The following is a 25,777-nucleotide window of genomic DNA, read 5'->3' as shown; positions in this document are numbered from 1 at the left end:
TGCGGCGAGAAGTCACGATTGTCCCCCAAGTTGAGGGAACAGGTAACGCGGTCGGTAGGTTGCACTACCGGAGGTGGTGTCCGGTGTCGCGTCGTATCAGCCGAGTTGCGACGGTCAGTGTTCATACTTCCCCCCTCGATCAACCGGGTACCGGCGACGCGGGCGGCATGAACGTCTACATCGTCGAGGTGGCCAAGCGCCTCGCCGCCAGGGGCGTCGAGGTCGACATCTTCACCCGCGCCACCTGCCGCGCGATGCCGCCCGTCGTGGACCTGGCCCCGGGCGTCCTCGTCCGCAACGTCGTCGCCGGGCCGTTCGAGGAGCTGGACAAGACAGAACTCCCCCGGCATCTGTGCGGCTTCACGTCCGGCGTCCTGCGCGCCGAGGCGGCCCACGAGCCCGGCCACTACGACCTCCTCCACACGCACTACTGGCTGTCCGGTCAGGCCGGGTGGGCGGCGAAGCAACGGTGGGGCGTCCCGCTCGTCCACTCCATGCACACCATGGCGAAGGTCAAGAACGCGGCCCTCGCGGACGGCGACAAACCCGAACCGGCAGAGCGCGTCCTAGGCGAGGAGCAGGTCGTGGCATCGTCCGACCAGCTCGTCGCCAACACCGCCGAGGAAGCCCGCCAGCTCGTCGACCTGTACGACGCCGACCCCTCGCGTGTCGCGACCGTCAGCCCCGGCGTGGACCTGTCGATGTTCCACCCCGAGTCGTCCCTGGCCCGCAGCACCGGCCTCCTCCCGCACCGCACCGGCCCGGCCCGCCGCCGCCTCGGGCTCCCCCGCGACGCATACGTGCTGCTGTTCGTCGGCCGCATCCAGCCGCTGAAGGCCCCCGACGTCCTCCTGCGCGCCGTCGCCCGCATGCTCGCCGACGACCCGTCCCTGCGCCGCAAGCTCGTCGTCGCCGTCGTCGGAGGCCCCAGCGGATCCGGACGCTGCCGCCCCGAGGGCCTGCAGAACCTCGCCGCCGACCTCGGCATCTCCGACGTCATGCGCTTCGAGCCCCCGAGCCCGCAGGCCGAGCTCGCCGACTGGTACCGCGCCGCGGACGTGACCGTCGTCCCGTCCCACAGCGAGTCGTTCGGGCTCGTCGCCGTAGAGTCCCAGGCCTGCGGGACGCCCGTCGTCGCGTCCCGCGTCGGCGGCCTCCGCACCGCCGTCGCCGACGGCGAGTCCGGCCTCCTGATCTCCGGCCACGACCCGGCCGGCTACGCCGCCGTCCTGCGCCGCCTCCACGCCGAACCCGGCCTGCACGCCCGCCTCGCCCGCGGCGCCGTCCGCCACGCCCACACCTTCGGCTGGGACGCCACGGTCGACAACCTCCTGGACGTGTATACCGGAGCCGTGGACATCCGCACCTCGCCGATCCCGGCCGCCCGCGGCGCCGCGGAGGTCACCGCATGAGCGCCCCGGACCCCGTCGGCACCATCAGGACGACGTTGCAGGCCGCCGAGCTGGAGTTCGACGAGCCCCGCCCGAACGCGTTCTTCGTCAAGCTCCCCGGCCAGCACAAGCTCGCCACCATGACCTGGCTGATCGTCGGCGAGCACAGCCTGCACGTCGAGGCGTTCTTCTGCCGCCGTCCCGACGAGAACCACGCCGACTTCTACCGCTTCCTCCTGGAGAAGAACGGCCGCATGTACGGGGTCGCGTTCGCGCTTGACGACGTCGGCGACGTCCACCTCGTCGGCAGGCTCGCCCTCGCGTCGATATCGCCGGACGAGATCGACCGCCTCCTCGGCTGCGTCCTCACCTACTCCGACGAGAACTTCGACAAGGCGCTGGAACGCGGGTTCAAATCGTCCATCCAGCGTGAATGGGACTGGCGCGTCAAGCGCGGCGAGAGCCTCGCCAACCTCCAGGCCTTCGCGTCCTTCGCCGACCCGGCCAACCGCGGCTGACCATCGCCGTGCCGCTAGGCTCTGATCCCATGGCGACCCTGGTATTGCTCAGGCATGGCGAAAGCGTCTGGAACGCGGAAGGACTGTTCACCGGATGGGTGGACGTCGACCTGTCCGCGAAGGGCGAAAGCGAGGCGACCAAAGGCGGCGACCTGCTCCTGGACGCCGACATCACCCCCGACGTGCTGCACACCTCCCTGCTGAAGCGGGCCATCCGCACCGCCAACATCGCCTTGGACGTCGCCGACCTTCTCTGGATCCCCGTCCGCCGTTCCTGGCGCCTCAACGAACGCCACTACGGCGCTCTCCAGGGCAAGAACAAGGCCCAGACCCGCGAGGAATTCGGCGAGCGGCAATTCATGACCTGGCGCCGTTCCTACGACACCCCGCCGCCGCCCATCAAGGACGACGACCCCCTCTCCCAGGTCAACGACCTCCGCTACGCCGAACTCCCGTCCGAGCTCATCCCCCGGACCGAATGCCTCGCCGACGTCGTCGACCGCATGCTGCCCTACTGGTACGACTCGATCGTCCCCGACCTGGCCGCCGGAAAGACCGTCCTCGTCGCCGCGCACGGCAACTCCCTCCGCGGCCTCGTCAAGCACCTCGACGACGTCTCCGACGAGCAGATCGTCGGCCTGAACATCCCCACCGGCATCCCTCTCGTCTACGAACTGGACGACGACTTCGCCCCCCTCAAACGCGGCGGCGAATACCTGGACCCGGCCGCCGCCAAGGCCGCGATAGAGGCCGTGAGAACCCAAGGCGCGGCTCCCACGCCCCCACTCCCCAAGCCCCCGGAAAAGAAGAAGACCCGCAAGAAGTAACCAGACTTACCGATCATGGCGGCCCCCGCCCACTAGGTGGATGACACACCTCGTGAGCGGAAGGGCCCCATGAACACCACCACCGCGATCAACCTCCTGACGGCAGCGCTGGGATTGGTCAGCGCCTTACTGCCCTTCGCAGCCGGATTCGGCCGTGCCCGGAACGGGCGGGACGGCGATGACCCCCGATGAAACCCGCGACGACCCGCCACCGCCTCGGGCCGGCGCAGACCAGTTGCGGCGTTCGCCGGGCTCCGTCCCCGGGCGCAGGGCCAAAGTGTCCGACGTGCGCACGTGTTTCCTGGACTTCTACGCCGATCAGTACCCGCAGGTGGTGCGGTTCGTGATGTTCGCCCGCCGCGCCACCCTCGAAACCGCTGAGGACGCCGCCCAGGAGGCGTTCATCGAGGCCTGGCACACCGCCCACAAGCCCGGAGCCTGGGAGAGGATCGAGAACCGGGAGGCATGGATTCGCAGGATCGCACTGCGTCGCCACGACCGCCCCGGTGGCACTCGCCGCCGTGAACCGCCCGCCGTCTCGGGCTTGGAGGGCCTCCTCGCCGACCGCTCCTGTCCTCGGCCTGATCCGGCCGACGTCGCGACCGGGACGATGAGAGTGCTGGAAGCTCTGCACGCCGTCCACGACGACCAGGCGCGTGCGGTGATGGCCTTCACCCTGGACGGCCACCCGGACAGCGTCATCGCCGCCCACCTGGACCTCGATCCTCAGAAGGTCCGCAACCTGCGCACGAAGGCCCGCAGGCTGCTGCGCCGGTACCTGGCCGCCGGCCGCGCGCAGGAAGGAGAAGCGGCCCGATGAGCGACCACGATCCGGCCGCACTCACCGACACCGAACTCGACCGCCTGCTGACGGAGGCGCACGACGACCTGCTCAGGCACGCCCGAGAGCACACCGATCCCACGACCGGCCTGCTGGCCTTCATGGACGACCGCGGCGACGACCTGATCATCCTCGAACTCCGCGCCCTCACGCACCGCACGCAGAAGCGGATGCCGGAGGGCGTCCCCGAACTCCGTGACGCGCTGCTCCGCGCGGACCTCTCCGATCCCAACCTGCAGCACCTGACCTACCTGATGACGCTCACGCAGGCCCTCATCACCGTCAACGACCGCTACCCCAACACCGCCCGCGCCGCCGCCCGGGACCTCGCCCGAGAGCTCGACTCCGCCCGCGCCGTCGCCCGAGCCCTCGACCTGGCCACCGACCTCGACTCCGCCCGCGCCATCGCCCGGGACCTCGCCCGGAACCCCGGCACCTCGCGCGCGGTCGGCCGCATCCCCGGGCTCTACCACGCACTCGACCGCGCCCTCCGCCACGCGATCGACCCCGTCCGCGGCCCCGCGCACTGCCCCCGCGAGGTCACCGGCGTCATCGCCGACGACCTCACCGGCAGGCTCGTCTGGACGTCGAAGAGCGTTTTCGCCCTGGTGCAGGCGGTGGCCTCGGCGCTTGAGGCGGAGTCTGTGGACCTGTCCGGCGTGGACGTCTCACATGTGCGGGACCTGGATCTCGAAGTGCTCGCAGGCGCGGTGTGGAACCGGGCCACCACCTGGCCCTCGAACATGCGTGAGCTGGTCGAACGGCACTCTGAGGAGATCGGTGAAGGGGTCTTCCGGGTCCGCGGGGGGACGGAGCGCGCGCCGCACGACTCCGTCCTGGCCTGACCTCCTTGACCAAAGGTCACATGCCGGTGCGTCCGGTGACGGTTCAGTCGGAGTGGTCGGTGGTGAGGCGGGCGGCTCGGCCCTTTTCGCCGGCGGCCCAGCAGGAGGCGTCCGGGGTGCAGTCGACGGTGTCGAAGCTGCCATTGTCGAACTGGGTCCAGGTACGGCCAGCGTTGAAGGTCAGGTCGGTGCCCGTGGGGCCCACGGCCATCGCGATCGGGCCCGTGTAGCCGGGCCAGACGGCGCCGGAGCGGTACTCGGCGGGCGGACGCTGCGCGGGGTGCCAGGTGCGGCCGCCGTCGCTGGTCGTGGCGGCGGCGTTCGGGGACGGCTCGCCTGGACGGTAGTCGCCGCCGACCGCGATGCCGTGCCGGGAGTCGCGGAACGCCACCGAGAAAACGCCCTGGGACGCTCCTGACGGCAGCGGTGTATCGGCGACCGTCCAGGTGCGGCCGCGGTCACTGGAGTGGAAGACCCGTGCGCGGGACGCTCCGCCTGTGGCGAGCCAGACGTCCTTCTTGCCTTGGCTCACGAGGCACTGGCCGCTGGCTGCGAACGCGAACTCGCCTTCCAGGGCGGCCGGCATTCCTTCGGACGGCAGCACGCGCCAGGTGCGTCCCGCGTCCTTGGTGGAGATGATGCGGAAACGGCCGTCCACCGGATCGCTCATGGCCAGGCCGTTGCGGGAGTCGAAGAACGTCATGCAGTCGTAGAACGCCTTCGGGTCGTCGTTCTTGAAGCCGAGCGTCCAGGTGCGGCCGCCGTCCGAGGTGCTGTAGGCGCGGGACGCCTCGCCCTCGCCGATGGCCAGCACGACGGCCCGGTTCGCGTCGAACGCCTCGACGTCGCGGAACTCCAGGCCCGCGGCGTCGGGCGGGGCGACGTTCTGCCAGGTGGCGCCGCCGTCCGTGGTCCGCAGAACGGTTCCGCCGCTGCCCGCCAGCCAGGCGACCTTCCGTCCGACCGCGGCGAGGCCGCGGAACCGCGCCTCGGACCCGGTCGGCGTGACCCGCCAGCCGAGCCCGCCCGTCCAGACGCGCACGTTGTCGGCGGTCTCCGCGTGCGCGGCGCCCGGCACGGCGAGGGGGGCCGCGATCATCGCCGCGCACACCCCGGTGAGCGACAGCTTCCGGGCGAGCGCCCGCATCGGCTTCATAGGCCGCAACGTAACGAAAGATGATCAAGGCGTCCAGACCCAGGACGACCTTGCACTGGATGCAAGTTTGCAGTCGTGGTAGCGTTCGCCGCATGGCGGACGGACCCACCGGACTGCGGGAGCGCAAGAAGCGGCGCACCCGCCAGGCGATCGCGTCCGCGGCGCTGCGCCTGTTCGCCGAGCGCGGCTACGAGGAGACGACGATCGCCGACATCGCCGCCGCTGCCGACATCTCCCCCCGGACGTTCTTCGGCTACTTCCCGTCCAAGGAGGACGTCGTCTTCGCGGAGGTCGACGACCGCCTCGCCGAGGTCGCCGAACGGCTGCGCCGCACCCCGGGCGAGACGCCGCTGGAGACGATCCGGCGCAGCGTCGTGGACGTCCTGGAAGCGATCGTGACCGAGCACGGCGAGTACGGCGCCGTGCAGATCTCCCTGATCCTGGAGCGCCCCGGCCTCCAGGCCCGCGCGCTCCAGCGGATGACGGACACGCAGGAGGCCATCGAGTCGCTGCTGCGCGACCTGTGCCCCGGCATCGCGGAGATCGACGCGGTCGCCGCGGCCGGCATCGCGGTCGGCGGCATGCAGGCGGTCATCGCGCACTGCCGCCGCGAGGGCTACGACCCGCTCTCGATGCGGACCGCCCTGGACCGCGCCCTGGACATCGTCGAACACGGCCTGACCTCGGTCGACGCACTGTCGCGTCCGTCCCCCTAGACCGCCGGGCACCGCCGGCGGAGGCGCCCGCCGACGGTGCCCGGCACCCAGGTCTTCGAGCTAGACGGAGCGGCTTGACGGAGCTTGACGCGAAGGCGACGGAAGCGCCCCGCGGGTCACCAGGGGCCGTAGGGGCCGGAGTGGGAACTGCCGCCGTTCTTCTTCTTGAACGGGGCGACCGCCGGTCGGACGTCCGCGAGGTAGACGGCGGCGCCGATGAACGCGGCGACCGGGAGGATGCCGAGCAGCAGCGCGATCGGGCTGGCGCCGAGGGCCGCGGGCGCGACCGCGTAGGCCCCGCCGACCACCGCCGTGACGATCAGGACGATGGTCCACATCTTCTTGCGCCACTTGCCCGCGGCGCTGAACGCGCTCTCCGGGACGGTCAGCGAGTCGATCAGCGCCCACGCCTCCATCGCGAAAGCGATGATCAACAGCAGCCAGAAGAAGTAGTCCAGCACATTGAAGTCCGACATCGGCGTTCAGCGCTCCTGCTCGTCTCGGACGGCGACTCCTCGTCGCCCACACGGGGCCTCACTACCCCAACCCTATGCGCGCCGTCCACCCATGAGCCCGCCCCAGCCGGCCGCCGTCCCCGGAGAGGACGAAAGAGCCCGGCCGGGTGTTCCGGCCGGGCCCTGACGGACGTCGCGCTCAGGCGCCGTTCTTCTTGGTCGTGGACCGCGTCCGCGTGCCGCTCCGCTTCGGCTGCGCGGCGCGCGTCTGCGCGGTACGGGTCTGCCCGGCGCGGGGCTTCGGGGCCGGCTTCGCGTCGGTGATCTCGGCGACCTCGACGGCCTCGCGGTTGACGACCTTCTTGCCGCGCTCGGCGAGCTCGTCGATGAACTCGAACGCCCGGGTGCCGACGTGCGTCGCGTAGGCGACGGCGGCGCCCGGCAGGTCCTTGGCGTCCACGCGCTCCTGGTACCGGGAGACCTCGCCGCGGTAGCGCTCCACGCTGTCGCGGAGCTGGCCGCGGTAGCGGCCGACGGTCTCGCGGACCTCGCCCTGGTACTTCGTCGCGGTCTCGCGGGCGCGCCCCTGGTACCTGGTCATCTGCTCGGGCATCTCGCGGAGCTTCGCCACCGCGAAGTCGCCCGCGCCGGCCACGGCGTACACGGCCTTGTTCTCTCGCAGGTTGCTGGCCAGCGTCATCCGACCTCTTCCTTTCCGTTCCGTATTGGTCTGATCCGTTCTGACATGGCTGGTTCGGGTGCGGCCTCGTCCGCCGCGGCCTGGTCGGGCTCCGCGTACTCCGCCTCCGCCGCGGCGACGCCGTCGGCCTCGTTCTCCTTGAGGAACGACGCGTAGATGTCGAGCAGAACCTGCTTCTGCCGTTCCGTGAGGAGGACGTCGGCGCGGACGGCGGCCTGCAGATCCGTGTCGGCCTCGCGGGCCTCCAGGATTCCGGCCTGCACGTACAGCGCCTCGGCGGAGATCCGCAGCCCCTTCGCGATCTGCTGCAGTATCTCGGCGCTCGGCTTGCGCAGGCCGCGCTCGATCTGGCTCAGGTACGGGTTGGATATGCCCGAGACGTCCGCGAGCTGACGCAGCGAGATCTTCGCCCGCGTCCGCTGTTCCCGGATGTACTCCCCGATCGAGCCGACCTTCGAACCAGCCATGTCTCCCACCCTGCGTCATGCTGCTTGCAATTGCAAGCAGCATAGCTAGCACTTGCCGGGTGAGTCCCCTCACATGGCGGCCGCTTGACCCTTCGGGGCTAGCTGACCTTGGAGGACGGGGCCGTCCAGGTGTTGCACACGGTCAGGCGGCGGCCGTCGTAGCCCGCGACGACCCAGCCCGCGTAGTGGCGTCCGAGGCCGTGGTCGCGCTCGTCCGGGGGCAGCCGGTCCTCGCCGCGGCCGCGCAGGTCGCTGATCATCGCGATGTACTGCTCCCGCGTCATCGGCAGCGTGGCGCGTTCCGAGCCGAGGAACGCGCCGGCGAAGCACTGCGCCTGCAGCTCGATGCGGCGGCTCGCCTCGTTGCGGGTGCCGGTGTCGGCGGACTCCATCCGCCGGTCGGCGTACAGCAGGATGCCCGCGCGGTCCTGGACGTGGTGCCCGTACTCGTGGGCGATGACCCGCGCGAACACCGCGTAGTGGGAGAGCGGCTCGCCGCCCGACGTCTCGACGACATGCCGGAGCCCCACGTACATGGTGTTGTTGGCCGGGCAGTAGAACGCGGACGCGCCGGGCGCCGGGTAGGTGCCGCACGGGCTGCGTCCCGGCTCCTGCCAGAACACGCGGTCGGGCTTCTCGAACGGGATCCCGGCCTTCTCGAACTGCTTCGACCACGCGACGTCCAGGCAGTCGCTCAGCACGTCCATGAACCGGCGCATGGACGCGGCGCTCTGCTGGATCTGGGGCAGCGCGCAGCTCACCGGCGTCAGCGCGCCCGTCTTGTAGAGCCTGCTGTCGGTGGCCTGCTCGCGCGGGGACGACCCGCCGCCGGACGAGGTGGTGGTCCTGGTGCCGGACACGCCGTCCTGCCCGGCGAACAGGGTGAGCCCGAGGATCCCGAGGACGATCATCGCGGTGAGGCCGCCGAAGATCCCCGCGATCGTCCCCCCGGCACTCCGCCGCGGCCGCGGCCGCACCGGAACATACCGATACTGCGGCTGCCCGTACGGCCCGGGCGGACGCGGCGGATAGGGCGGCCCGGGCGGCGGGGGCGGTCCCGGCCGCCCGTAGACAGGGGGCGGACCGTAGCCGGACGGACCGTGGCCGTAGCCGGGACCGCCGTACGGCTGCGCCGGACGCCGCGGTGGCGGGGGAGGGTACTGACCAGCCATCACGGTTGCGCGGAGGGTGCACTGGGCCTGAGGCCGTGAGCGCGTCCGCGCTCCCTCCCTTCGAAAAGTGGAAGCATCATGGTTGTGGCTAGAGGGGCACCCCGCGAGTCGCTGAACCTTCGGGTTCCGCCCGCGCTGAAACGGCGGATCGAGGAGTACGCCGAAGAGGCGGGCGTCTCGATCAACGCAGCCGCGTGTCTTCTTCTGGGCGAGGGGCTGCGCACCGAAGACCGGCGACGCAGACGGTGAGGCGGTCGTTCAGGTTCCTGCTGCGCCCGACCGCCCGTCAGGCCGGGACGCTCGCCGCGTGCCTGGAGGACCACCGGCAGCTCTACAACGCCGCCCTCGAACACCGCCGGACCGCCTACCGGGCGGCCGGGGTCACGGTCCGGTACGGCGACCAGTCCGCCGAACTGAAGGAGGTCCGCCGCGCCGACCCCGGCGGACAGGGCCGCTGGTCGGCCGGTTCCCAACAGCAGACGCTGCGGCGTCTCGAACGGGCGTTCGCCGCGTTCTTCCGCCGTGTCAAGGACGGGAGATGCCCCGGCTACCCGCGTTTCAAGGGCAGGGGCCGGTTCGACACCATCGAATGGCCCGCCCGTAAGAACGGCGCGTGCTGGGACTCCCGGCCCCACGAACCCGCCACCCGCGTATACCTGCTGGGCGTCGGGCACGTCCGCGTCCACCAGCACCGGCCCGTCGCCGGAACGGTGAAGACGATCTCGGTGAAGCGGGAAGGGGCACGCTGGTTCGTGATCCTCTCGTGTGAAGACGTGCCTGCGCAGCCGCTGCCCGCGACCGGCGCTGCCGTAGGCGTCGACCTGGGTGTGGCGTCCCTGGTGACGACCAGTGGCGGTAAGCACCTGGCCAACCCGCGCCACCTGCGGTCGGCGGCCGACCGGCTCGCCGCTGCGCAGCGCGACCTGGCGCGCTGCGAACGCGGGTCGAACCGGCGCCGCAGGGCGGTCCGCCGTGTCGCCGCGTTGCACGCCAGAGTCCGCCGTCAGCGCCTCGACACCGCCCACAAGACCGCTCTGCGGCTGGTCCGTGACCACGACGTGATCGTGCATGAGGACCTGCGGATCGCGAACATGATCCGCTCGGCCTCCGGCACCATCGACGAGCCCGGGCGTCGTGTCGCGGCCAAATCGGGGCTGAACCGTTCGATCCTGGATGCGGGTTGGGGGGTGATCCTGACGGTCCTCGCGCACAAGGCTGAAAGCGCCGGTCGAGAGCTCATCGCGGTGAACCCCGCCAACACCTCGCACGCCGACGTGAACGCGGCGATCAACATCCTCAGGGCAGGGCTTGCCCTTCGTGAGGCTGCGGAAGCGGCTTAGCGAGAAGCCGCCCCCTTCAGGGGGCGGAGGAGTCACAGCAGAGAATCATCGCACGCATTGCCGATACCATTTGCGGCCATGTCTGCTCTTGCGGCGATGTTCCGGTTGCGGCCGGTGGTTGCGGTGTTGTCGGGTGCTCTTTCGGCAACGGCCGTTCTGTCCGCGTCGACCTGCGTTTCCGCTTCGGCGGCGGAACCGGCGGAGGCCGCGCGGGGGCGGATCGCCGCGCCGGAACGCGTCCTGAAGGACGAGGCCGTGCTCACCACGGGCAAGGGTGGTGTGACCCGGGTGAAGGAGACCATCGTCTACCGGTTCGACGGCGGCAAGGGCTTCGACCGGACGTTCCCGACGCGCAGCCACGAGAGCCTCACCGAGGACCGCGTCTACAAGATCGAGAACCTGCGGGCGAGTAGCCCGGACGGCGGGCCTACCAAGGTCGGCTCGTCCAGCAAGGACACCAGCACGACGGTTTCGGTGACGGGCGGGCAGAAGCTGACCGGGAACCGCACGATCGTGCTGGAGTACGACGTGCGCGGCGCGATCACGCCGATGGGCGCGGCGGAGGAGCTGCGCTGGCCGGTGATCGGCGGCTGGAAGGTCCCGGTGGACGAGGCGCGCGCGACCGTCGACGGCGGCGCGACGATCCGCAACGTCAACTGCTTCACCGGGCCGATCGGCAGCACGATCGGCTGCACGCAGTACTACACGAACCACACGCACACGCAGGGCGTCTACGCGCAGCAGGGGATGCTGCCCGGCGAGTACCTCACGGTCGTCGCGGGCCTCCCGGCCGGGACGACCGGCGGCCGGGCGATCTACGAGCGGCGCCACACGATCGCGACGGCGTTCTCCGTCAACGCCGTCACCGGCGGCGCGCTGATCGGCCTGCTGGTGCTGCTCGGCGGCGGCCTGGCCGCGCTGTACATGCTCCGCGGGCGCGACGCCCGGGTCGTGGGGAAGCACGCCGTCGAGGGCGATCACGCGCCGCTCGCCGGGGCGGAGTTCGAGCCGCCGGACGGGGTGCGTCCCGGCCAGATCGGCACGCTGATCGACGAGCAGGCCGACGTGATCGACGTGACCGCGACGATCGTGGACCTCGCGGTCCGCGGCTACCTGCTGATCGAGGAGGAGGACAGGGCCAGCACCGGCCGCCTCGACTGGACGCTGCGCCGCCTGGGCCGCCCGCAGGTCGACCTGCTGCCCTACGAGCGGATCCTGCTGGACGCGCTGCTCACCGCCCCCGACGGCAGCGGCCGCGACGCGGTCAAGCTGTCGCAGCTCGGCGGGACGTTCGCGACGAAGCTCGCCCAGGTCAGGTCCGCGATGTACGACGACGTGGTGAAGCAGGGCTGGTTCGCGCGGCGGCCCGACACGGTCCGGTCCCGGTGGACGGTCGCGGGCGTCCTGATCACCCTGCTCGGCGTCGCCGGGACCGTCGCGCTCGCCCTCACCACCGAATGGGCCCTCGCCGGGCTCGCGCTGATCATCGCGGGCGCGGCGCTGGCGTTCGGCGGCCAGTACATGCCGGCGAAGACGGCGCGCGGCGCCACGGTCCTCGCGCACACCATCGGATTCCGCGCGTTCCTGGAGCGCGGCGCCATGCCGGACGGCGACGCGGTCGCGTCCCAGCAGCGGATCGCGCTGTTCTCGCGGTTCCTGCCGTACGCGGTGGTGTTCGACGCCGTCCCGAAGTGGGCCGAGACGGTGAAGGACGCGGGCGAGCGGGCCGAGGGCGCCGACAACCTCTACTGGTACGAGGGCCCAGCCGAATGGGACCTGTCGAAGTTCGCCGAGTCGATGCGGACCTTCACCCTCGCGACCTCCGGCTCCATCTCCCAGTCCCGCGGCCTGTGAGGCCCGTTTCCTCCGGGGACGGCGACCGAAAAGCGGCCGGACGGTTAAAGATCTGACGGCGGGTAGGGGCTGGGGCGAGGAGGTGTTCCTCATGCTCCCCAGCCCCGTCCTCGCCGACTCCACCCGCCTCGGGGACGCGTACTTCCTGGCCATCGGGCCTGCGGTCATCTTCGTGGCCGTCATCCTCTGGGTCGTGGCAACGCTGCTCGCATCGCGCCGGCCGCCGCATCGCCCCAAGGGGAGGTCCTCTGGATTGCCGCATCGCGGGCCCGTGCAGGGCGGAGTGCTCTCGGGCAGCCCGTCGCAGCGGACGCGCCGCGACCCGGTCCCGCCCGCGCCCCGCTGACACCGTCCCCCCGCTGACACCCGCCCCGCTGATGCCGTAGACGATCAAAGCGCCGGCAAGGATGCGACGCCCGCCGGATCGGTTCCCACGCCCCACACCCCGTCCGGCGGGCGTCGTCCGCGCCCGCGGTGATCGCCGAGACCCCTCCCGGCGGTCGCCGCGGGTTCCAACCCGAACCCGCCCGAAATCTCCGAATTCCTCTAAGTAAGATGTCTGACGTCTTACTTTGGAGGCTTTTGTGGGTTTGAGTCCCGTTCCCGGCGGGTCGACGGTCGACGCCGTGCTCGATCAGCTCCAGGCCCAGATCAGCGACGGCTCCTGGCCGGTCGGACGGCGCATCCCCGCCGAGCTGGACCTGGCCGCGCAGCTCGGCGTGAGCCGTCCGGCGGTCCGGGAGGCGATCCGGGCGCTGACGCACGTCGGGGTGCTGGAGGTGCGGCGCGGGGACGGGACGTACGTCCGCAGCACGGCCAACCCTCGTCCGCTGCTGCGCCGGCTGGCCCGCGCGTCCATCCGGGACTTCTTCGAGCTGCAGCTCGCCTACGACGTCCAGGCCGCGCGGCTCGCGGCGCGGCGCCGCACCGACGCCGATCTGGCGCGCCTCGAAGAGCTGCTCCGCGCCCGCGACGAGGCCACCGAGCCGGACGCGTTCGGAGCCGCCGACGCGGCGTTCCACCTGGGCATCGCCGAGGCGTCCGGGAACCCGGTGCTGATCGAGGCGATGCGCTACTTCATCGACCGGCTCCACGAGTCGATGCGCGCGATCAGGCTCGACCGCGAGGTGCCGGAGGCCGGTCCCGCCGCGCACCGCGCCGTCCTGGACGCGATCGCCGCCGCCGACCCGCAGGCCGCGGCGTCGGCGGCGGCGGCTGTGGTCGAGCCGACCCTGGTCGTCCTGGAAACGCTGGCCGCCCGCGAGACGCCGGACGCGAACGCCGAGGCGCCGGCCGCGAACGCCGACGCCGGGGCGGGACGGTGACGGAGGCGCGGACCGGCCGGCACCGGCGGGCCGGGCTCGCCGGGGCCCTGCTGATGATCGTCTTCGTGGCGGTCAACCTCCGTCCGGCGATCGCGGCGGTCGGGCCCGTGCTGACCGAGATCAGGGACGCGTTCGGCCTGTCCGGGACGGCGGCCGGGGCCCTCACCACGCTGCCGCTGGCCTTCTTCGGCTCGTACGGGCTCGTCGCGGCGTTCCTGCGCCGCCCGCCGCGCAGCGAGACGCTGCTGGTCACCGCGATGGCGCTGCTCGTCGCCGGGCTCGTGCTGCGCCTGCTGGACGCCCCGTTCCCGCTGTTCGCCGGCTCGCTGCTCGCCGGGATCGCGATCAGCGTCGGCAACATCGCGATGCCCGCGATCATCAAGCGGGACCATCCGGCGCGGATCACGACGGTGACGGCGGTGTACACGGTCGCCGTGTCGGCCGGGGCGTCCGTCGCGTCCGGCCTCGCCGTGCCGATCGAGGACGCCTTCGACGCGTCCTGGCGGCTGCCGCTGGGCCTGCTGGCGATCCCGGCCGCGCTCGCGGGGCTGGTCTGGCTGCCGAGGGCGCGCCGGGCCGCGCACGCCGCGCGGTCCGCCCCGCCGGTGACGTCCGCGCGCGGGATGGCGGCGCGGCTGTGGCGCTCCAGGCTGGCCTGGCAGGTCACGGTGTTCATGGGAATGCAGTCGCTGCTGGCGTACGTCGTCCTCGGCTGGCTCCCGACCCTGTGCCAGGACCGCGGGATGGACGAGACGACGGCCGGGTACGTCCTGGCCCTCGCGGCGGGGCTCCAGGCGGTCGGGTCGCTGGCCGTCCCGGTGCTGGCCCGGCGGACGCGCGACCAGCGCCCGCTGGTGGTCGCCACGGTCGCGCTGTCCATGCTGGGGTTCGCCGGCGCCACGTGGGCGCCGATCGAGTCCGTCTGGGGGTGGACGGTCGTCCTCGGGCTGGGGCAGGGCCTCGGGTTCGCGTCCGCGCTGTCGTTCATCGGCCTGCGGGCGCACGACGCCCAGGTCGCGGCGCAGCTGTCCGGGATGGCGCAGGGAATCGGCTACGTCATCGCGGCGCTCGGCCCGCTCGCGATCGGCGCGCTGCACGACGCCACGGACGGCTGGACCGTTCCGATGGCCGCGGTGCTGCTCGTCTGCGCCCTGATGGCGCTGCCCGGACTGGCGGCGGGACGCAACCGCACGATCGGCGGGACCGCCCGCGGGACGGGCGAACCGGCCACCGATGGGGTTAACGCGGAAATAAGCGGACACATCCCTAATTGACCCCGTGCCCAGGCCGATACACCACCGGGAGGTGGTCCGACATGCTCGCCACGATCCTGGCCGACCCCGTGCTGGCGGAGACGGCCCCGCGCGGCGCCCACTGGTGGGCGTGGATCATCCCGGTCGTCGCCGTGGTGGCGCTGGTCGGACGGCTCTCCATGACGGTGCTGGCGTCGTCCCGGAAGATCCACCCCGAGCGCAGGAACGACCAGCACAACCATCGCGGGATGGAGCAGGGCGGCACGTACACCTACCGGCCCGGCATGTTCTCGCACAGCTACCCGCCGAGCCGGGAGTCGCAGCACGAGGAGTTCCGGCGCGACAACCCCCAGCCAGGCCGGGAGCCGAAGAACCCGTGGCCGGACGGCGTCATGTACGAGCAGACGATCTTCAAGGCGGAGTTCGAGGAGCTCAAGGACGAAGAGGCCGCCAAGGGCAAGGAGACCCGGAGCGGCGGCCCCGCCTAGCCCCGGGGTGGCCGCTACCGGGCTAGCCCGGGCTGGCCGCCTACCGGCCGAAGACGCCCGGAGCCGGACGGATGGCGCCGACGACGCCGTCTCCCCCGCGCACCTCGACCACGGCCAGCTCGTCCAGCGCCGCCGCGTCCAGCTCCGGCACGCCCTCGTGGACGTCGAGGGCGCGCAGGAGCGCGACGGTGACGGGCGTCCGGGCCCGCATCGCCCCGTCGTCGATCTTGACGGCGCCGGCCCGGCCGCCGGGCAGCGCGAACACGTCGACGCCCTCCGCACCGCACTTGACCAGCAGGCCGGGGACGGCGTCCATCAGCCGCCGCTCCTCGCGCCGCGTGCCGGACGTCCACTGCGGATGCGTCCGCATCGCCTCCGCGACCTGCCATTCGGGCGTCCCTGGACCGGCCAGGACGAGCGCGCGGAACGCCCGCGCCACCCCGGACGTCGACACGGCGAACAGCGGCGCGCCGCACCCGTCGACCCCGACCGCCGTGACCGGCTCACCGGCCAGCTCCTCCACCGTCTCCCGGACGGCGACCTGCAACGGATGGTCAACGTCGAGGTAGGACGCGGTAGGCCAGCCGACCGCCACGCACGTGGCGAGCATGGCGGCATGCTTGCCGGAGCAGTTCATCCGCAGCCGTGACGCCCCGCCGCCGCTCCGTGCGACGTCCTGCTGCGTCTCGGGGTCGAGCGGCCAGCTCTCCGGGCAGCGCAGGTCGTCGGCCACCAGCCCGGCGCCGGCGAGGATCTTCTCCGTCCCCTCGACGTGGAAGTCCTCGCCCGAGTGGCTGCCGGCGGCGAGCGCGAGCAGCTCGCCGTCCAGGTCGAGCCCGGCCCGCAGCATCGCGACGGCCTGCATCGGCTTGTTCGCCGAGCGCGGGAAGATCGGCACGTCCGGGTCCCCGGCCCGCACCGTGACCGTCCCGTCGGCACCGAACCCGATGGCCGCCCCGCGATGCCGGGACTCCACGAACCCCGACCGCTCCACCTCGACCAGCACAGGATTGATCTCCACCACTGCCCCTCCTCCGCGTCCGGCTGCCTCCATGGTCGACTACCCAGCCCCGCCCAGAGAACCTCGACCACGACGCCCCGGCGTCCTGCGCGTGCAGGTCGCCGGGGCGCCGTCAGCCGATCAGGCGTCCGGACGGCCCGAGATGGTCAGCGGAACCGCTGGACGGAACCGACGCCGTGACGGAACTCCGGCTCGCCGCCGGGGTTGAAGAACCCGCTGGCATCCTCGCAGTTGGGGTCGTTGAAGCCCATCCACAGCTCGGGCGGCCCGTCGCTGACGACCTTCCAAGCCTGGTACCGGTAGTCGGTCTTCTGGCATTCGAAGCCGTCGAAGACCTGGTCGGGCGGCCCTCCCGGGTAGCCCCTCCAGGCGTGCAGGCTGCCGGCGGGGGCCTGGACGGCGGTCCCCTGCCCGGCGTCGGTATGAGCGTTGGCGGCAGGGGCCGTCATCAGACCGGTGGCAGCCGCGGCGGCCAGAACCCCGAGCGAGGCGACGGGGCGTCGAGTGAAGCGCATGACAGGTGATTCCTTCCGAGTGTCGGCGAATTCGTGCACTCGGAATATGTGCGAAGAGTAGTGATTTAATTACGATCAGTAGTAGATCGTCGGTAGATTCTTCTCAGCTCACCGCGATCCGACCCCGAGAAGAACGCGAGCGTCCGCGGACGGCATCGGTGGGCGTTGTGCCAGGTGAGCGGCCTGGGCGGCGCGTTCTACGAGTTGGACGTTCGCCGTGACCGGCTGGCCCTTCGCGTACGTGACCGTGTCCTCCATGCCGACTCGCAGGTGCCCGCACGCCGAGAGGGCGGCGAGGAGGACGGGCAGGGACGTGCGGCCGATGCCGGTGGCCGACCACGTCGCTCCGTCCGGGAGGGCCTCGACGGCGGCGACGAGCGTCTGTGCGTCGCCGGGCATGCCGCCTGGGACGCCCATCACCAGGTCGCAATGGACGTGCCCGCCATACGGGAGCCCGTACTTGTCCAAGAGGCGGTGCAGCGCGGAGACATGGCCGAGATCGAACAGCTCGAACTCCGGGACGACCTCCATCGCCTGGGTGCGCTGGTAGAGCTCCATCATGAACGGCCAGGGGTTCATGAACACGTCGTCTCCGAAATTGACCGTCCCGCAGGTGAGCGAGCACATGTCGGGTTCGGCGTCCAGGACGCGGAGGCGGTCCTCGTACGGGTCGGTGACCGCGCCGCCCGTGGACAGCTGGACGATCAGCCCCGTGCTCTCCCGCAGCGCCCGCACCGTGTCCCGCAGCCGGGACAGGTCGAGGGTGGGCCGCGCGTCGTCGTCGCGGATGTGCACGTGGATCACGGCCGCGCCGGCCGCCTCGCACTCCTTGGCCGTCTGGACCAGTTCATCCAGGGTGACGGGCAGGCCCGGAACGTCCGCCTTCGCGGACTCCGCCCCCGTCGGCGCCACCGTGATGAGCGTCGTTGCTCCCATGGCGGCAGAATGCATGGTCATGCGTGCGGTAGTCCAGAGGGTGAGCCAGGCCAGCGTGTCCGTGGGCGGACGTGTCGTCGGGGCGATCGAGGGGCCGGGGCTCCTCGTCCTCGTCGGCGTGACGCATGACGATGACACCGGGAAGGCCCGCAGGCTGGCGGCGAAATTGTGGGGCCTGCGGATTCTGCAGGACGAGAAATCGTGCTCGGACGTGAACGCGCCGCTGCTTGTCGTGAGCCAGTTCACGCTTTATGGGGACGCCCGTAAGGGGCGCCGCCCGACGTGGACCGCTGCTGCTCCCGGGCCGGTCGCGGAGCCGCTGGTGGACGCGGTCGTCCACGAGCTGAGGGCCCTCGGCGCGAAGGTCGAGACGGGCGAGTTCGGCGCGGACATGAAGGTCGCCCTCGTCAACGACGGCCCCATCACGCTGATCGTGGACGTCTAGCCGGGCGGGGTGGTCAGCGGAAGCCGTAGATCGTGCCGATCAGGGCCGCGAGCGTGCCGAGGGCGGCGAGGAGGATGAGGGCGCGGTCGGCCTGGGTGAGGCGTCCGCGGACGTACGGGGAGTGGACGACGCCGCCGGTCTCGGGGTCCTCGTCGTTCTTCTGGAAGGGGTCGCGGAGGCCTACGAGCCGCCACAGCGCGTCGTTCTTCAGCTGCTGGTGGCCTGGGCCGCAGGCGAAGAGGCGTCCGCGGACGCGTTCCGCGCAGGGATAGCCCTCTCGTTTCAGCACCCGGCACAGCGTCGGGACGAGGACGAACTCGTACAGGCACCACGTCAGCAGCCCGAGCAGCGCGACGCGCCATGACTGCAACCACAGGGCGATACCGGCGAACGCGGCGAACAGGGCCCACCACACCAGTGCGGACTCCCTGCGCGGCAGGCGCCGGGCTCCCTTTCTGGCCGCCGGTGGCTCTTTCCCCAGGTTCGGGACCATCGGTAGAAATCCGCCTTCCCCTGGGCACGGCCGGTCAGAAATCGGCTGACTCAGACGATTTTGCCCCAGAGGTCGGAGTTCTACCCGTGTTTCGCGGGCCGCCGCCGAAGATCGATCTGCGCGTTCGCGCCGGTCTCCGGCGACACGACGACCTCCTGCGCCGCCGCGACGCCGTCCGCCAGAAGCTCGGCGTCCACCGGGACGTTCCGCTTGACCAGCGCCAACGCGATCGGGCCCAGCTCGTGGTGGCGGGCCGACGAGCCGACGAAACCGACCGTCCGCCCGCCGGGGATCTCGACGGGGGCGCCCTGGGCGGGCAGCCGGTCGACGCTTCCGTCCAGATGGAGGAAGACCAGGCGGCGCGGCGGGCGCCCGAGGTTGTGGACGCGGGCGACGGTCTCCTGCCCCCGGTAGCAGCCCTTGTTCAGGTGGACGGCCGTCTCGACGTAGCCCGCCTCGTGCGGGATCGTCCGGTGGTCGGTGTCGAGGCCGAGGCGGGGGCGGTGCTCGGCGATCCGGAGCGCCTCGTACGCCCAGAGCCCGGCAGGCCGCAGGCCCTCCGGGAACTCGGTTCGCGGGACGATCCGGGTGACGGTTCCGGCGACGTCCGGCCAGGCGAGTTCGCCCTGCCCGGCGGGCCCCGGGACGGTGATCACGGCGTAGTCGTCAGACAGGTCGGCGACCTCGACGCGGAGCATGAAGCGCATCCGGTCGAGGAACTCCACGAGGGCGGGCGCCGCGCCGGGCTCCACGTGCGCCCAGACGGCCTCGCCGTCGTCGATCAAGAAGAGGTGGTGCTCGATGTGGCCGTTGGGGCCGAGCAGCAGCGCCTCGGTCGGGTCGAACGGCTTCAGGGCGTCCAGGTGCTGGCTGAGGAGGCTGTGCAGCCAGCTCAGCCGGTCCGGGCCGGAGACGCGGACGACGCCCCGGTTGCTCCGGTCGGCGAACGCCGTCCCGTCCTCCAGCGCGCGTTGCTCCTGCGCGGGTTCGCCGTAGTGCGCGGCGACCTCCTGGTCGGGCGCATCGGCGGGGACGGCTCCGGGCGACTGCAGCAGCGGGCTCTCCATGCACCCAGGTTATGTCGCGCGGCAGTCCTTGCACCGTCCGTAGACCGTGAGGTGGTGCACGTCCGTCTCGAAGCCGAAGTCGCGCAGGAGGCCCTCGGCCAGTCCGGACGCGGCCCTCGGGTCGACGTCCTGGACGGTGTGGCAGCCCCGGCACACGAGATGGATGTGCTCGGCCTCGGCCGCGACGTGGTAGTTCGGCGGGCCGTGCCCGAGATGCGCGTGCTTGACCAGCCCGAGCTCTTCGAGCAGCTCGAGCGTCCGGTAGACGGTGGAGATGTTCACGCCGCGGGCGGTGCGCTGCACCTCCGTGCAGATCTCTTCGGGGGTCGCGTGCTCCAGGTTGGTGACCGCCTCAAGGACCAGCTGGCGCTGGGGGGTGACCCGGTACCCCTTCGCCCGCAGCTCCTCCTGCCACGAATCGACCATGCCCCGAGTCTAGATCCCGAGCGCCGCCGCCCGTCCCGCCGAGCGGCTCCCCATGCCGGACGCCCGCCGCGGCTCGCGTTCAGCCCGCGGAAAACCTGCTTGCCCCGCCGCGGGGGGCTCACATAGCGTGCGAGGTACGCGCGAAAGGAGGTGGTCCTAAACAATGGTTTCTTGTAGGACTCGCGAGGTGACTGTCCGCTAGTCGCCGTTCCGCCTCGGCGCCGCCGCCATCGGCGGTGGCAACCGGTCGCGACGGTGACCGGCGAATCCCAGGCAGTTACCCGGTCCCCGGACCGATGGACCCGTCCTGTCCATCGCCCGCCCATGCGGGAAGGTCCGGGGATCGTTCATGTCCGGCGACCTTCTCGGGCCGCTCAGGCGACCTTCTCGGCTGCTCAGGCGACCTTCGTGGGCGGCTCAGCCGACCCTCTTGAGCTGCGCGGACAGGTGGGACTGGAGCTTCTGGCCCACGGCCGCCATGTCGTAGGCCCAGCCGAGGTCCTCGCCGATCATGCCGTACAGCCGGTGGCCGCCCGTCACCTCCTTGGCCGACTCGGTGCGCGCGACGACGTCCGTCCGCAACTCGATCCGGCTGAACGCGACGGTGCCGACGTAGATCTCGACGATGCCGGTCGGGTGGGCCAGCGTCACCTCGACCTGGTTGTCGGGACGCGGCCGCCAGTAGCCCGTCTCGGTGGCCAGCGGACGCCCGAGCGTGCCGTCCTCCTCGATCAGCCAGGTCCGGCTCGCGTAGCTCAGAAACGGCTTCCCGATGTGGGTGAAGGACAGCTCCTGCCCGAAGTTGAACGACTCGATCGTGGGATAGCCGCCGACTCCGGCGCCCTCCCAGGTGCCGAGGAGGAACTTCAGCGGCTCGAGGTCCGGATGCAGCTCAGGATCCATGGGCACCGAGCGTAGCGGCGTCCGATCATCCAAGGGCGTCCGACGATCACTTGAGGCGGCTGAGGCGGATCACCAGCAGGACGGCGGAGACCACCACGAGCCCCAGGAAGACGACGAGGATCCCCGCGTTCAGCATCCCACCCATACCGCAGGATGCTACGCGCCCCGCCGGGCTACAGTTCAACCATGGCGAGACCGCTGGTGATCAAGGTGACGGCGGGCGCGGACGCCCCCGAGCGCTGCAACCAGGCGTTCACCGTGGCCGCGGCGGCCGCCGCGAGCGGGGTGCCGGTGTCCCTCTGGCTGACCGGCGAGTCCGCGTGGTTCGCGCTGCCGGGACGCGCGGCCGAGTTCTCACTGCCGCACGCCACTCCCCTGGACGACCTTCTGACCGTCGTCCTCAGCGCCGGGCGCGTCACCCTCTGCACGCAGTGCGCGGCCCGCCGCGACATCGGCCCGGACGACGTCCTGCCCGGCGTCCGCATCGCCGGGGCGCCGACGTTCGTCGAGGAGATCACCACGGACGGCGTCCAGGCGCTCGTCTACTGACAGGCGCTCGTCTACTGACCCGCCCCTGCGGGTGGAGGCGGCGACTGCCAGGCCCGCCACCACGGCCCCGCTGAGGCCGAGCGTGAGGTCGCCGATGGTGTCGCGGTAGGCGGTGACGGCCTCGGGGGTGTCGAGGATGAAGACGCCGTACTCGATGAACTCCCAGACGATCGCCGCGATCGCGCCGGTCCCGGCGCAGGTCAGCGCCAGCGTCCAGCCGGTGAGGCCGCCCGAGCGGCGGAGGGCCAGCCCGGCGGCGGCGCACAGCAGGGCCCAGTTCGTGAAGTGGCAGGCGTCGTCGAACCATCCGATGGTGTCGTAGAGGTCGGCGGCGTTGCCCGCGACGTCGATGAGGAACGGCGCGGTCACGAGGAGGTCGACGTCCCACGGGAACGCCCTGGCCCGTCCGCGCAGCGCCCAGATCAGGGTGACGAGCATGACGGCGGCGGGGTAGGCGGCCACGCGGGCGCCCATCGCCTTGTCCGCGAACCGGTCCCATTCGGGGAAGGCGACGGCGAGGGCGAGCAGGGCGGCCAGGGCCGCCTTGGCCAGGAGCGCGAAGGGGAGCCATCGGGACGTGTTCATGCCCGCATCCTGACCGTCCGCAGGTGGCGGCCGCATCGGCGCGGATACTCAGATCCGCGTGAGTGCCGGGGCGGCCGGGGCGAAGGTATAAGCGCCGCAGAACGGATATAGATCCACTGGACGGAGGCGAGGGCGCGCCCTCCGAGGGCGCGGTCTCGGGAAGCCGACGCCCCTACCGAGTGGAGCCGCCGGATGGTCGACATACCCGCATGGGCCTGGGGCGCGACGATCGCCCTGATCATCGCGCTGTTCGTGTTCGACCTTCTCGTCGCCGTCCGGCGCCCGCACGCGGTCGGGCTCCGGGAGGCCGCGTTCTGGTCGGTGTTCTACATCACCGTCGCGCTGCTGTTCGGCCTCGCCGTGTGGATCCTCGCCGGGACGACGGCGGGCACCGAGTACTTCTCCGGCTGGGTCGTCGAGAAGAGCCTGTCGGTCGACAACCTCTTCGTCTTCGTGATCATCATGGCGCGGTTCGCGGTGCCCGCGGAGTTCCAGCAGAAGACGCTGCTGTTCGGCATCGCGGCGGCGCTCATCCTGCGGGCCATTCTCATCGCGGTCGGCGCTGCGGCGATCAACCTGTTCTCGTTCACGTTCCTGCTCTTCGGGCTGATCCTGATCTGGACGGCGGTCCAGCTCGTCCGGCACCGCAACGAGGAGCCCGACGTCGAGGACACCTTCTTCGTCCGGCGCGCCCGCAAGCTGTTCCCGGTGAGCACCGACTTCCACGGCGGCCGGATGCTCGCGCACGAGGACGGCCGCCGCGTGGCGACGCCGCTGCTGCTGGTGTTCGTCGCGATCGGCAGCACGGACGTCCTGTTCGCGCTCGACTCCATCCCCGCCGTGTTCGGCGTGACGAAGGAGCCGTTCATCGTCTTCACCGCCAACGCGTTCGCCCTCCTCGGCCTGCGAGCCCTGTACTTCCTCATCGAGGGGCTGCTGGAACGGCTCGTCTACCTGACGATCGGGCTGTCGACGATCCTGGGGTTCATCGGCGTCAAGCTGATCCTGCATTTCCTGCACGAGGACGTCACCGAGTCGATCCCGGAGATCCCGACGCCGCTGTCGCTGGGCGTGATCCTGGCGATCCTGCTGTTCACCACGGGGGCCAGCCTCGTCCGCGTCCATCACCACCCGGAGGAGAAGGCCCGCCCCGGGACCCTGCGCAAGCGCCGCGAGAAGAAGCGCGAAGAGGAGGAGCCCGCCACCCGGTGACGCGTCCGGGCGGCGGGCTCGTGTGCCCGTTCTGTCAGGCCTTCTCGACCTGGACGTTGGGCAGCAGGCGGTCCAGTGGGCGCGGGAACCACCAGGCGTGCCGGCCGAGCAGCCGCATCACCGCCGGCACGATCAGGCAGCGGATGATCACGGCGTCCACGAAGACGGCCACGGCCATCCCGAAGCCGGTCTGCTGCAGCAGCCGCTCGGGGCTGAGCATGAACGCGCCGAACACGACGACCATGATCGCCCCGGCCGCGGTGATCACCGACCCGGTGTGGGCCAGCCCCTCGCGGACGGCGTGCGCCGCGTCCCCGGTCCGGAGCCATTCCTCCCGCATCCGGGACACCAGGAAGATCTCGTAGTCCATGGACAGCCCGAACACGATCGCGAACACCATCACCGGCAGGTACGCCTCGATCGGCGCGGCGTCGGCGCCGAACCGCCCGTCCTGGAAGACCAGCTTCATCGCGCCGAGCGCCGCGCCGATGCTCAGCAGGTTCAGCAGCGCCGCCTTCAGCGGGATCAGCACGGACCGGAACACCGCCATCAGCAGGACGACCGACAGCCCGACGACGATCGCCATGAACAGCGGCATGCGGTCCGCGACCTTCGCCGAGTAGTCCTCGGCCGCGGCGGTCGCCCCGCCGACGAGCACGTTCGCGCCGGTCTGCGCCGACACCCCGGGCAGGACGTCGTCGCGGAGCGCCGAGACGAGCTCGGTCGTCTCCTCCGCCTGCGGGGACGAGGCAGGGAAGACGAGCATGGTGGCGATCCGCCCGTCCGGCGCGGCGACCGGCGCGCCCGCGGCCTTGACGCCGCCGACGTCCCGGAGCGCCTGCGAGACCGCCGCGCCCGCCTGCGCGGGGCCTCCCTCGCCGCCCTGCACCACCAGCAGGAGCGGCCCGTTGAATCCGGGCCCGAACCCCTGCGACAGCAGGTCGTAGGCTTCGCGGCTCGTCGTGTCGCGCGGGTCGTTGCCGGCGTCCGCGAACCCGAACCGCATGCCCAGCGCCGGGACGGCGAGCGCCCCCAGCAGCACGCCGGCCACCAGCAGCGCCGCCATCGGACGCCGCTGCACCAGGACGCCGACGCGCCGCCACAGCGCACCCTCCTCCGCCTTGCCCTTGGCGGCCCGCCGCGCGGCCCGCTCGGTGAACTGGCGCGCGAACCGCTTCCCGAACACGCCGAGCAGCGCGGGCAGCAGGGTGAGGGACGCGAGCATCGTCACCAGCACCGTCAATGCCACCGACAGCGCCATGCCCTGCAGCGACCCGAGGCCGAGCGCCACCAGCCCGAGCAGTGCGAGGATCACGGTGCAGCCCGCGAAGAACACCGTCCGGCCCGCGACGTCCAGCGCGGCGACGGCCGCCTGGCCCGGCGGGGTGCCCTTCACCAGCTCGCCCCGATACCGGGCGAAGACGAGCAGCGCGTAGTCGATGCCGACGCCGAGCCCGACGAGGATCATCACGTACGGCGTCCATTCGGCGATCGTGAACACGTGCGACGCCAGCACGATCGCGCCGAGCGTCGACCCGACGGCGAACACCGCGGTCATGATCGGCAGCCCGGCGGCGATGAACGTGCCGAACATCAGGACCAGGACGACCATCGCGGCGAGCAGCCCGACGCCCTCGGCCGCCCCGCCCTCGCTCGCGGCGAGCAGCCGCGCGGCCTCGCCGCCCAGCTCGACCTGGAGCCCGTCGCGCGACGCCTTCGCCGCCGCCTCGTACACCAGCTCGCTGTCGGGCTTGGTCATCTGCTTGGACGGGATCTCCAGCACCGCCGTGGCGTAGCCGATCCGGCCGCCGGGCGCGATGGCGGACGGGTCGGCGTACGGGCTGCGCACCTCTGCGATCTTCGGGACCGCGGCGACCTCGGCCAGCATCGCCTCGACCTGCCGCCTGGTGGCGGGGTCGTTCAGCCCGGCGTCGCTGCTCAGGACGATCTGCATCGTGTCGCCCGCCCGGCCGAGACCGTGCTCGGCCAGCAGGTCGGCGGCCTCCTGGGACTCGGTGCCGGGCAGCGAGTAGTCGTTGCGGTAGTCGGTGCCGGTCACCGACGCGGCGCCCCAGACCCCGGCGAGGACGGCGACCCAGAGCACCAGGACGAGCCAGCGCCGCCGATGAGCGAATCCGGCGACGCGGGCGAAGACCCCCGCGGGCGGGCGCACCGCCTCGGTCGGCGTTTCCTCCGTAAGTGTCATGACTTTTCCCTCACAGTTGATTACTCTCAGTAGTTGAACGCGGGCGTGCGGGATCACCGGTGGAGCAGCGT

The 25,777-nt window shown here is 71.6% G+C and carries 29 protein-coding genes; 16 read left to right on the top strand and 13 right to left on the bottom strand.

The window, feature by feature from the left end; translation table 11 throughout:
• The first annotated feature begins 83 nt into the window (after nt 1-83).
• The 5 genes from mshA (at nt 84) to ACH35V_RS33485 (ending at nt 4,422) form a co-directional block, all read left to right on the top strand.
• Nucleotides 84-1,412, top strand: coding sequence for a D-inositol-3-phosphate glycosyltransferase (mshA, locus tag ACH35V_RS33505; protein WP_395978713.1), 1,329 nt, complete (start codon nt 84-86; stop codon nt 1,410-1,412).
• Nucleotides 1,409-1,909: a YbjN domain-containing protein gene (locus ACH35V_RS33500; RefSeq protein WP_395978712.1), complete on the top strand. Its 501-nt coding sequence runs from the start codon at nt 1,409-1,411 to the stop codon at nt 1,907-1,909. The genes mshA and ACH35V_RS33500 overlap by 4 nt, the downstream gene beginning before the upstream one ends.
• A gap of 29 nt (nt 1,910-1,938) precedes the next feature.
• Nucleotides 1,939-2,736, top strand: a complete 798-nt coding sequence (locus tag ACH35V_RS33495) for a phosphoglyceromutase (RefSeq protein ID WP_395978710.1) — start codon at nt 1,939-1,941, stop codon at nt 2,734-2,736.
• Between the two features lie 286 nt (nt 2,737-3,022).
• Nucleotides 3,023-3,556 (top strand): RNA polymerase sigma factor, encoded by a 534-nt coding sequence (locus tag ACH35V_RS33490; RefSeq protein ID WP_395978708.1) that lies wholly within the window; start codon nt 3,023-3,025, stop codon nt 3,554-3,556.
• Entirely contained in the window at nt 3,553-4,422 is an 870-nt protein-coding gene (locus ACH35V_RS33485; protein WP_395978706.1) for a hypothetical protein, read from the top strand. The genes ACH35V_RS33490 and ACH35V_RS33485 overlap by 4 nt, the downstream gene beginning before the upstream one ends.
• A 43-nt stretch (nt 4,423-4,465) precedes the next feature.
• Here ACH35V_RS33485 and ACH35V_RS33480 read toward each other — a convergent pair whose 3' ends face one another.
• The gene (locus ACH35V_RS33480; protein ID WP_395978704.1) at nt 4,466-5,578 is read right to left on the bottom strand and encodes a WD40/YVTN/BNR-like repeat-containing protein; all 1,113 of its coding nucleotides are present in this window, start codon (nt 5,576-5,578) and stop codon (nt 4,466-4,468) included.
• Between the two features lie 92 nt (nt 5,579-5,670).
• Here ACH35V_RS33480 and ACH35V_RS33475 point away from each other — a divergent pair, with 92 nt between their 5' ends.
• Entirely contained in the window at nt 5,671-6,294 is a 624-nt protein-coding gene (locus ACH35V_RS33475) for a TetR family transcriptional regulator (RefSeq protein ID WP_395978702.1), read from the top strand.
• Nucleotides 6,295-6,410: 116 nt separating this feature from the next.
• On the opposite strand, the gene ACH35V_RS33470 is transcribed toward ACH35V_RS33475, so the two are convergent.
• The 4 genes from ACH35V_RS33470 to ACH35V_RS33455 form a co-directional block, all read right to left on the bottom strand.
• Nucleotides 6,411-6,770, bottom strand: a complete 360-nt coding sequence (locus ACH35V_RS33470) for a DUF2516 family protein (protein WP_395978700.1) — start codon at nt 6,768-6,770, stop codon at nt 6,411-6,413.
• Nucleotides 6,771-6,948: 178 nt separating this feature from the next.
• Nucleotides 6,949-7,449, bottom strand: coding sequence for a hypothetical protein (locus ACH35V_RS33465; protein ID WP_395978698.1), 501 nt, complete (start codon nt 7,447-7,449; stop codon nt 6,949-6,951).
• Nucleotides 7,446-7,916 carry a helix-turn-helix domain-containing protein gene (locus ACH35V_RS33460; RefSeq protein ID WP_395978696.1) on the bottom strand — a complete coding sequence of 157 codons (471 nt, stop codon included), beginning with the start codon at nt 7,914-7,916 and terminating at the stop codon, nt 7,446-7,448. Before ACH35V_RS33460 ends, ACH35V_RS33465 begins: the two co-directional genes overlap by 4 nt.
• 98 nt (nt 7,917-8,014) lie before the next feature.
• The gene (locus tag ACH35V_RS33455; protein WP_395978694.1) at nt 8,015-8,893 is read right to left on the bottom strand and encodes a neutral zinc metallopeptidase; all 879 of its coding nucleotides are present in this window, start codon (nt 8,891-8,893) and stop codon (nt 8,015-8,017) included.
• 273 nt (nt 8,894-9,166) lie between these two features.
• On the opposite strand from ACH35V_RS33455, the gene ACH35V_RS33450 reads away from it, so the two are divergent.
• From ACH35V_RS33450 to ACH35V_RS33420, 7 genes are all read left to right on the top strand, one after another.
• Complete coding sequence (locus tag ACH35V_RS33450) at nt 9,167-9,337, top strand: toxin-antitoxin system HicB family antitoxin (protein ID WP_395978692.1); 171 nt, start codon at nt 9,167-9,169, stop codon at nt 9,335-9,337.
• On the top strand, nt 9,334-10,428 hold the full coding sequence (locus ACH35V_RS33445; RefSeq protein ID WP_395978690.1) for an RNA-guided endonuclease InsQ/TnpB family protein: 1,095 nt from the start codon (nt 9,334-9,336) through the stop codon (nt 10,426-10,428). Before ACH35V_RS33450 ends, ACH35V_RS33445 begins: the two co-directional genes overlap by 4 nt.
• Before the next feature lie 78 nt (nt 10,429-10,506).
• Nucleotides 10,507-12,282 (top strand): DUF2207 domain-containing protein, encoded by a 1,776-nt coding sequence (locus tag ACH35V_RS33440; protein WP_395978688.1) that lies wholly within the window; start codon nt 10,507-10,509, stop codon nt 12,280-12,282.
• Nucleotides 12,283-12,373: 91 nt separating this feature from the next.
• The gene (locus ACH35V_RS33435; protein WP_395978686.1) at nt 12,374-12,628 is read left to right on the top strand and encodes a hypothetical protein; all 255 of its coding nucleotides are present in this window, start codon (nt 12,374-12,376) and stop codon (nt 12,626-12,628) included.
• Nucleotides 12,629-12,908: 280 nt separating this feature from the next.
• A complete protein-coding gene (locus ACH35V_RS33430) occupies nt 12,909-13,607 on the top strand; it encodes a FadR/GntR family transcriptional regulator (RefSeq protein ID WP_395978684.1) in 699 nt (232 codons plus the stop codon).
• Nucleotides 13,604-14,881: a CynX/NimT family MFS transporter gene (locus tag ACH35V_RS33425; protein ID WP_395978682.1), complete on the top strand. Its 1,278-nt coding sequence runs from the start codon at nt 13,604-13,606 to the stop codon at nt 14,879-14,881. The genes ACH35V_RS33430 and ACH35V_RS33425 overlap by 4 nt, the downstream gene beginning before the upstream one ends.
• 41 nt (nt 14,882-14,922) lie before the next feature.
• Entirely contained in the window at nt 14,923-15,348 is a 426-nt protein-coding gene (locus tag ACH35V_RS33420; protein ID WP_395978680.1) for a hypothetical protein, read from the top strand.
• Nucleotides 15,349-15,388: 40 nt separating this feature from the next.
• Here the strand turns inward: ACH35V_RS33420 and ACH35V_RS33415 are convergent, their stop codons facing one another.
• The 3 genes from ACH35V_RS33415 to ACH35V_RS33405 form a co-directional block, all read right to left on the bottom strand.
• Entirely contained in the window at nt 15,389-16,369 is a 981-nt protein-coding gene (locus ACH35V_RS33415) for an asparaginase (RefSeq protein WP_395978678.1), read from the bottom strand.
• Nucleotides 16,370-16,515: 146 nt separating this feature from the next.
• Complete coding sequence (locus ACH35V_RS33410) at nt 16,516-16,884, bottom strand: hypothetical protein (RefSeq protein WP_395978676.1); 369 nt, start codon at nt 16,882-16,884, stop codon at nt 16,516-16,518.
• 108 nt (nt 16,885-16,992) lie between these two features.
• Nucleotides 16,993-17,820 (bottom strand): 3-keto-5-aminohexanoate cleavage protein, encoded by an 828-nt coding sequence (locus ACH35V_RS33405; protein WP_395978674.1) that lies wholly within the window; start codon nt 17,818-17,820, stop codon nt 16,993-16,995.
• 19 nt (nt 17,821-17,839) lie between these two features.
• Between ACH35V_RS33405 and dtd the strand changes: the two genes are divergently transcribed.
• Entirely contained in the window at nt 17,840-18,265 is a 426-nt protein-coding gene (gene dtd / locus ACH35V_RS33400) for a D-aminoacyl-tRNA deacylase (protein WP_395978672.1), read from the top strand.
• 13 nt (nt 18,266-18,278) lie between these two features.
• Here the strand turns inward: dtd and ACH35V_RS33395 are convergent, their stop codons facing one another.
• From ACH35V_RS33395 to ACH35V_RS33380, 4 genes are all read right to left on the bottom strand, one after another.
• The gene (locus ACH35V_RS33395; RefSeq protein ID WP_395978670.1) at nt 18,279-18,680 is read right to left on the bottom strand and encodes a hypothetical protein; all 402 of its coding nucleotides are present in this window, start codon (nt 18,678-18,680) and stop codon (nt 18,279-18,281) included.
• Nucleotides 18,681-18,838: 158 nt separating this feature from the next.
• Complete coding sequence (locus ACH35V_RS33390; RefSeq protein ID WP_395978668.1) at nt 18,839-19,825, bottom strand: YgfZ/GcvT domain-containing protein; 987 nt, start codon at nt 19,823-19,825, stop codon at nt 18,839-18,841.
• A gap of 9 nt (nt 19,826-19,834) precedes the next feature.
• Entirely contained in the window at nt 19,835-20,251 is a 417-nt protein-coding gene (locus ACH35V_RS33385) for a Fur family transcriptional regulator (protein ID WP_395978666.1), read from the bottom strand.
• A gap of 417 nt (nt 20,252-20,668) precedes the next feature.
• On the bottom strand, nt 20,669-21,154 hold the full coding sequence (locus ACH35V_RS33380) for an FABP family protein (protein ID WP_395978663.1): 486 nt from the start codon (nt 21,152-21,154) through the stop codon (nt 20,669-20,671).
• 186 nt (nt 21,155-21,340) lie between these two features.
• On the opposite strand from ACH35V_RS33380, the gene ACH35V_RS33375 reads away from it, so the two are divergent.
• Nucleotides 21,341-21,703, top strand: a complete 363-nt coding sequence (locus ACH35V_RS33375; RefSeq protein ID WP_395978661.1) for a DsrE family protein — start codon at nt 21,341-21,343, stop codon at nt 21,701-21,703.
• Between the two features lie 777 nt (nt 21,704-22,480).
• The gene (locus ACH35V_RS33370) at nt 22,481-23,500 is read left to right on the top strand and encodes a TerC family protein (protein ID WP_395978659.1); all 1,020 of its coding nucleotides are present in this window, start codon (nt 22,481-22,483) and stop codon (nt 23,498-23,500) included.
• Nucleotides 23,501-23,534: 34 nt separating this feature from the next.
• On the opposite strand, the gene ACH35V_RS33365 is transcribed toward ACH35V_RS33370, so the two are convergent.
• A complete protein-coding gene (locus ACH35V_RS33365; RefSeq protein ID WP_395978657.1) occupies nt 23,535-25,706 on the bottom strand; it encodes an MMPL family transporter in 2,172 nt (723 codons plus the stop codon).
• Nucleotides 25,707-25,777 lie beyond the last annotated feature (71 nt).

Source organism: Actinomadura sp. 1N219 (assembly GCF_044326405.1).
Lineage (GTDB): Bacteria > Actinomycetota > Actinomycetes > Streptosporangiales > Streptosporangiaceae > Spirillospora.
The sequence above is the reverse complement of the archived record's forward strand: the minus strand, read 5'-3'. Positions and strand labels throughout refer to the sequence as shown.

Bases quoted from the DNA above. Each gene is read 5' to 3' on its own strand.
- ACH35V_RS33420 (WP_395978680.1), top strand. From the start codon at position 14,923: ATGCTCGCCACGATCCTGGCCGACCCCGTGCTGGCGGAGACGGCCCCG.
- ACH35V_RS33385 (WP_395978666.1), bottom strand. From the start codon at position 20,251: ATGGTCGATTCGTGGCAGGAGGAGCTGCGGGCGAAGGGGTACCGGGTC.
- ACH35V_RS33370 (WP_395978659.1), top strand. From the start codon at position 22,481: ATGGTCGACATACCCGCATGGGCCTGGGGCGCGACGATCGCCCTGATC.
- ACH35V_RS33390 (WP_395978668.1), bottom strand. From the start codon at position 19,825: ATGGAGAGCCCGCTGCTGCAGTCGCCCGGAGCCGTCCCCGCCGATGCG.
- ACH35V_RS33480 (WP_395978704.1), bottom strand. From the start codon at position 5,578: ATGAAGCCGATGCGGGCGCTCGCCCGGAAGCTGTCGCTCACCGGGGTG.
- ACH35V_RS33440 (WP_395978688.1), top strand. From the start codon at position 10,507: ATGTCTGCTCTTGCGGCGATGTTCCGGTTGCGGCCGGTGGTTGCGGTG.
- ACH35V_RS33365 (WP_395978657.1), bottom strand. From the start codon at position 25,706: ATGACACTTACGGAGGAAACGCCGACCGAGGCGGTGCGCCCGCCCGCG.
- ACH35V_RS33495 (WP_395978710.1), top strand. From the start codon at position 1,939: ATGGCGACCCTGGTATTGCTCAGGCATGGCGAAAGCGTCTGGAACGCG.
- ACH35V_RS33375 (WP_395978661.1), top strand. From the start codon at position 21,341: ATGGCGAGACCGCTGGTGATCAAGGTGACGGCGGGCGCGGACGCCCCC.
- ACH35V_RS33450 (WP_395978692.1), top strand. From the start codon at position 9,167: ATGGTTGTGGCTAGAGGGGCACCCCGCGAGTCGCTGAACCTTCGGGTT.
- ACH35V_RS33485 (WP_395978706.1), top strand. From the start codon at position 3,553: ATGAGCGACCACGATCCGGCCGCACTCACCGACACCGAACTCGACCGC.
- dtd (WP_395978672.1), top strand. From the start codon at position 17,840: ATGCGTGCGGTAGTCCAGAGGGTGAGCCAGGCCAGCGTGTCCGTGGGC.
- ACH35V_RS33405 (WP_395978674.1), bottom strand. From the start codon at position 17,820: ATGGGAGCAACGACGCTCATCACGGTGGCGCCGACGGGGGCGGAGTCC.
- ACH35V_RS33470 (WP_395978700.1), bottom strand. From the start codon at position 6,770: ATGTCGGACTTCAATGTGCTGGACTACTTCTTCTGGCTGCTGTTGATC.
- ACH35V_RS33475 (WP_395978702.1), top strand. From the start codon at position 5,671: ATGGCGGACGGACCCACCGGACTGCGGGAGCGCAAGAAGCGGCGCACC.
- ACH35V_RS33410 (WP_395978676.1), bottom strand. From the start codon at position 16,884: ATGCGCTTCACTCGACGCCCCGTCGCCTCGCTCGGGGTTCTGGCCGCC.
- ACH35V_RS33500 (WP_395978712.1), top strand. From the start codon at position 1,409: ATGAGCGCCCCGGACCCCGTCGGCACCATCAGGACGACGTTGCAGGCC.
- ACH35V_RS33435 (WP_395978686.1), top strand. From the start codon at position 12,374: ATGCTCCCCAGCCCCGTCCTCGCCGACTCCACCCGCCTCGGGGACGCG.
- ACH35V_RS33380 (WP_395978663.1), bottom strand. From the start codon at position 21,154: ATGGATCCTGAGCTGCATCCGGACCTCGAGCCGCTGAAGTTCCTCCTC.
- ACH35V_RS33465 (WP_395978698.1), bottom strand. From the start codon at position 7,449: ATGACGCTGGCCAGCAACCTGCGAGAGAACAAGGCCGTGTACGCCGTG.
- ACH35V_RS33460 (WP_395978696.1), bottom strand. From the start codon at position 7,916: ATGGCTGGTTCGAAGGTCGGCTCGATCGGGGAGTACATCCGGGAACAG.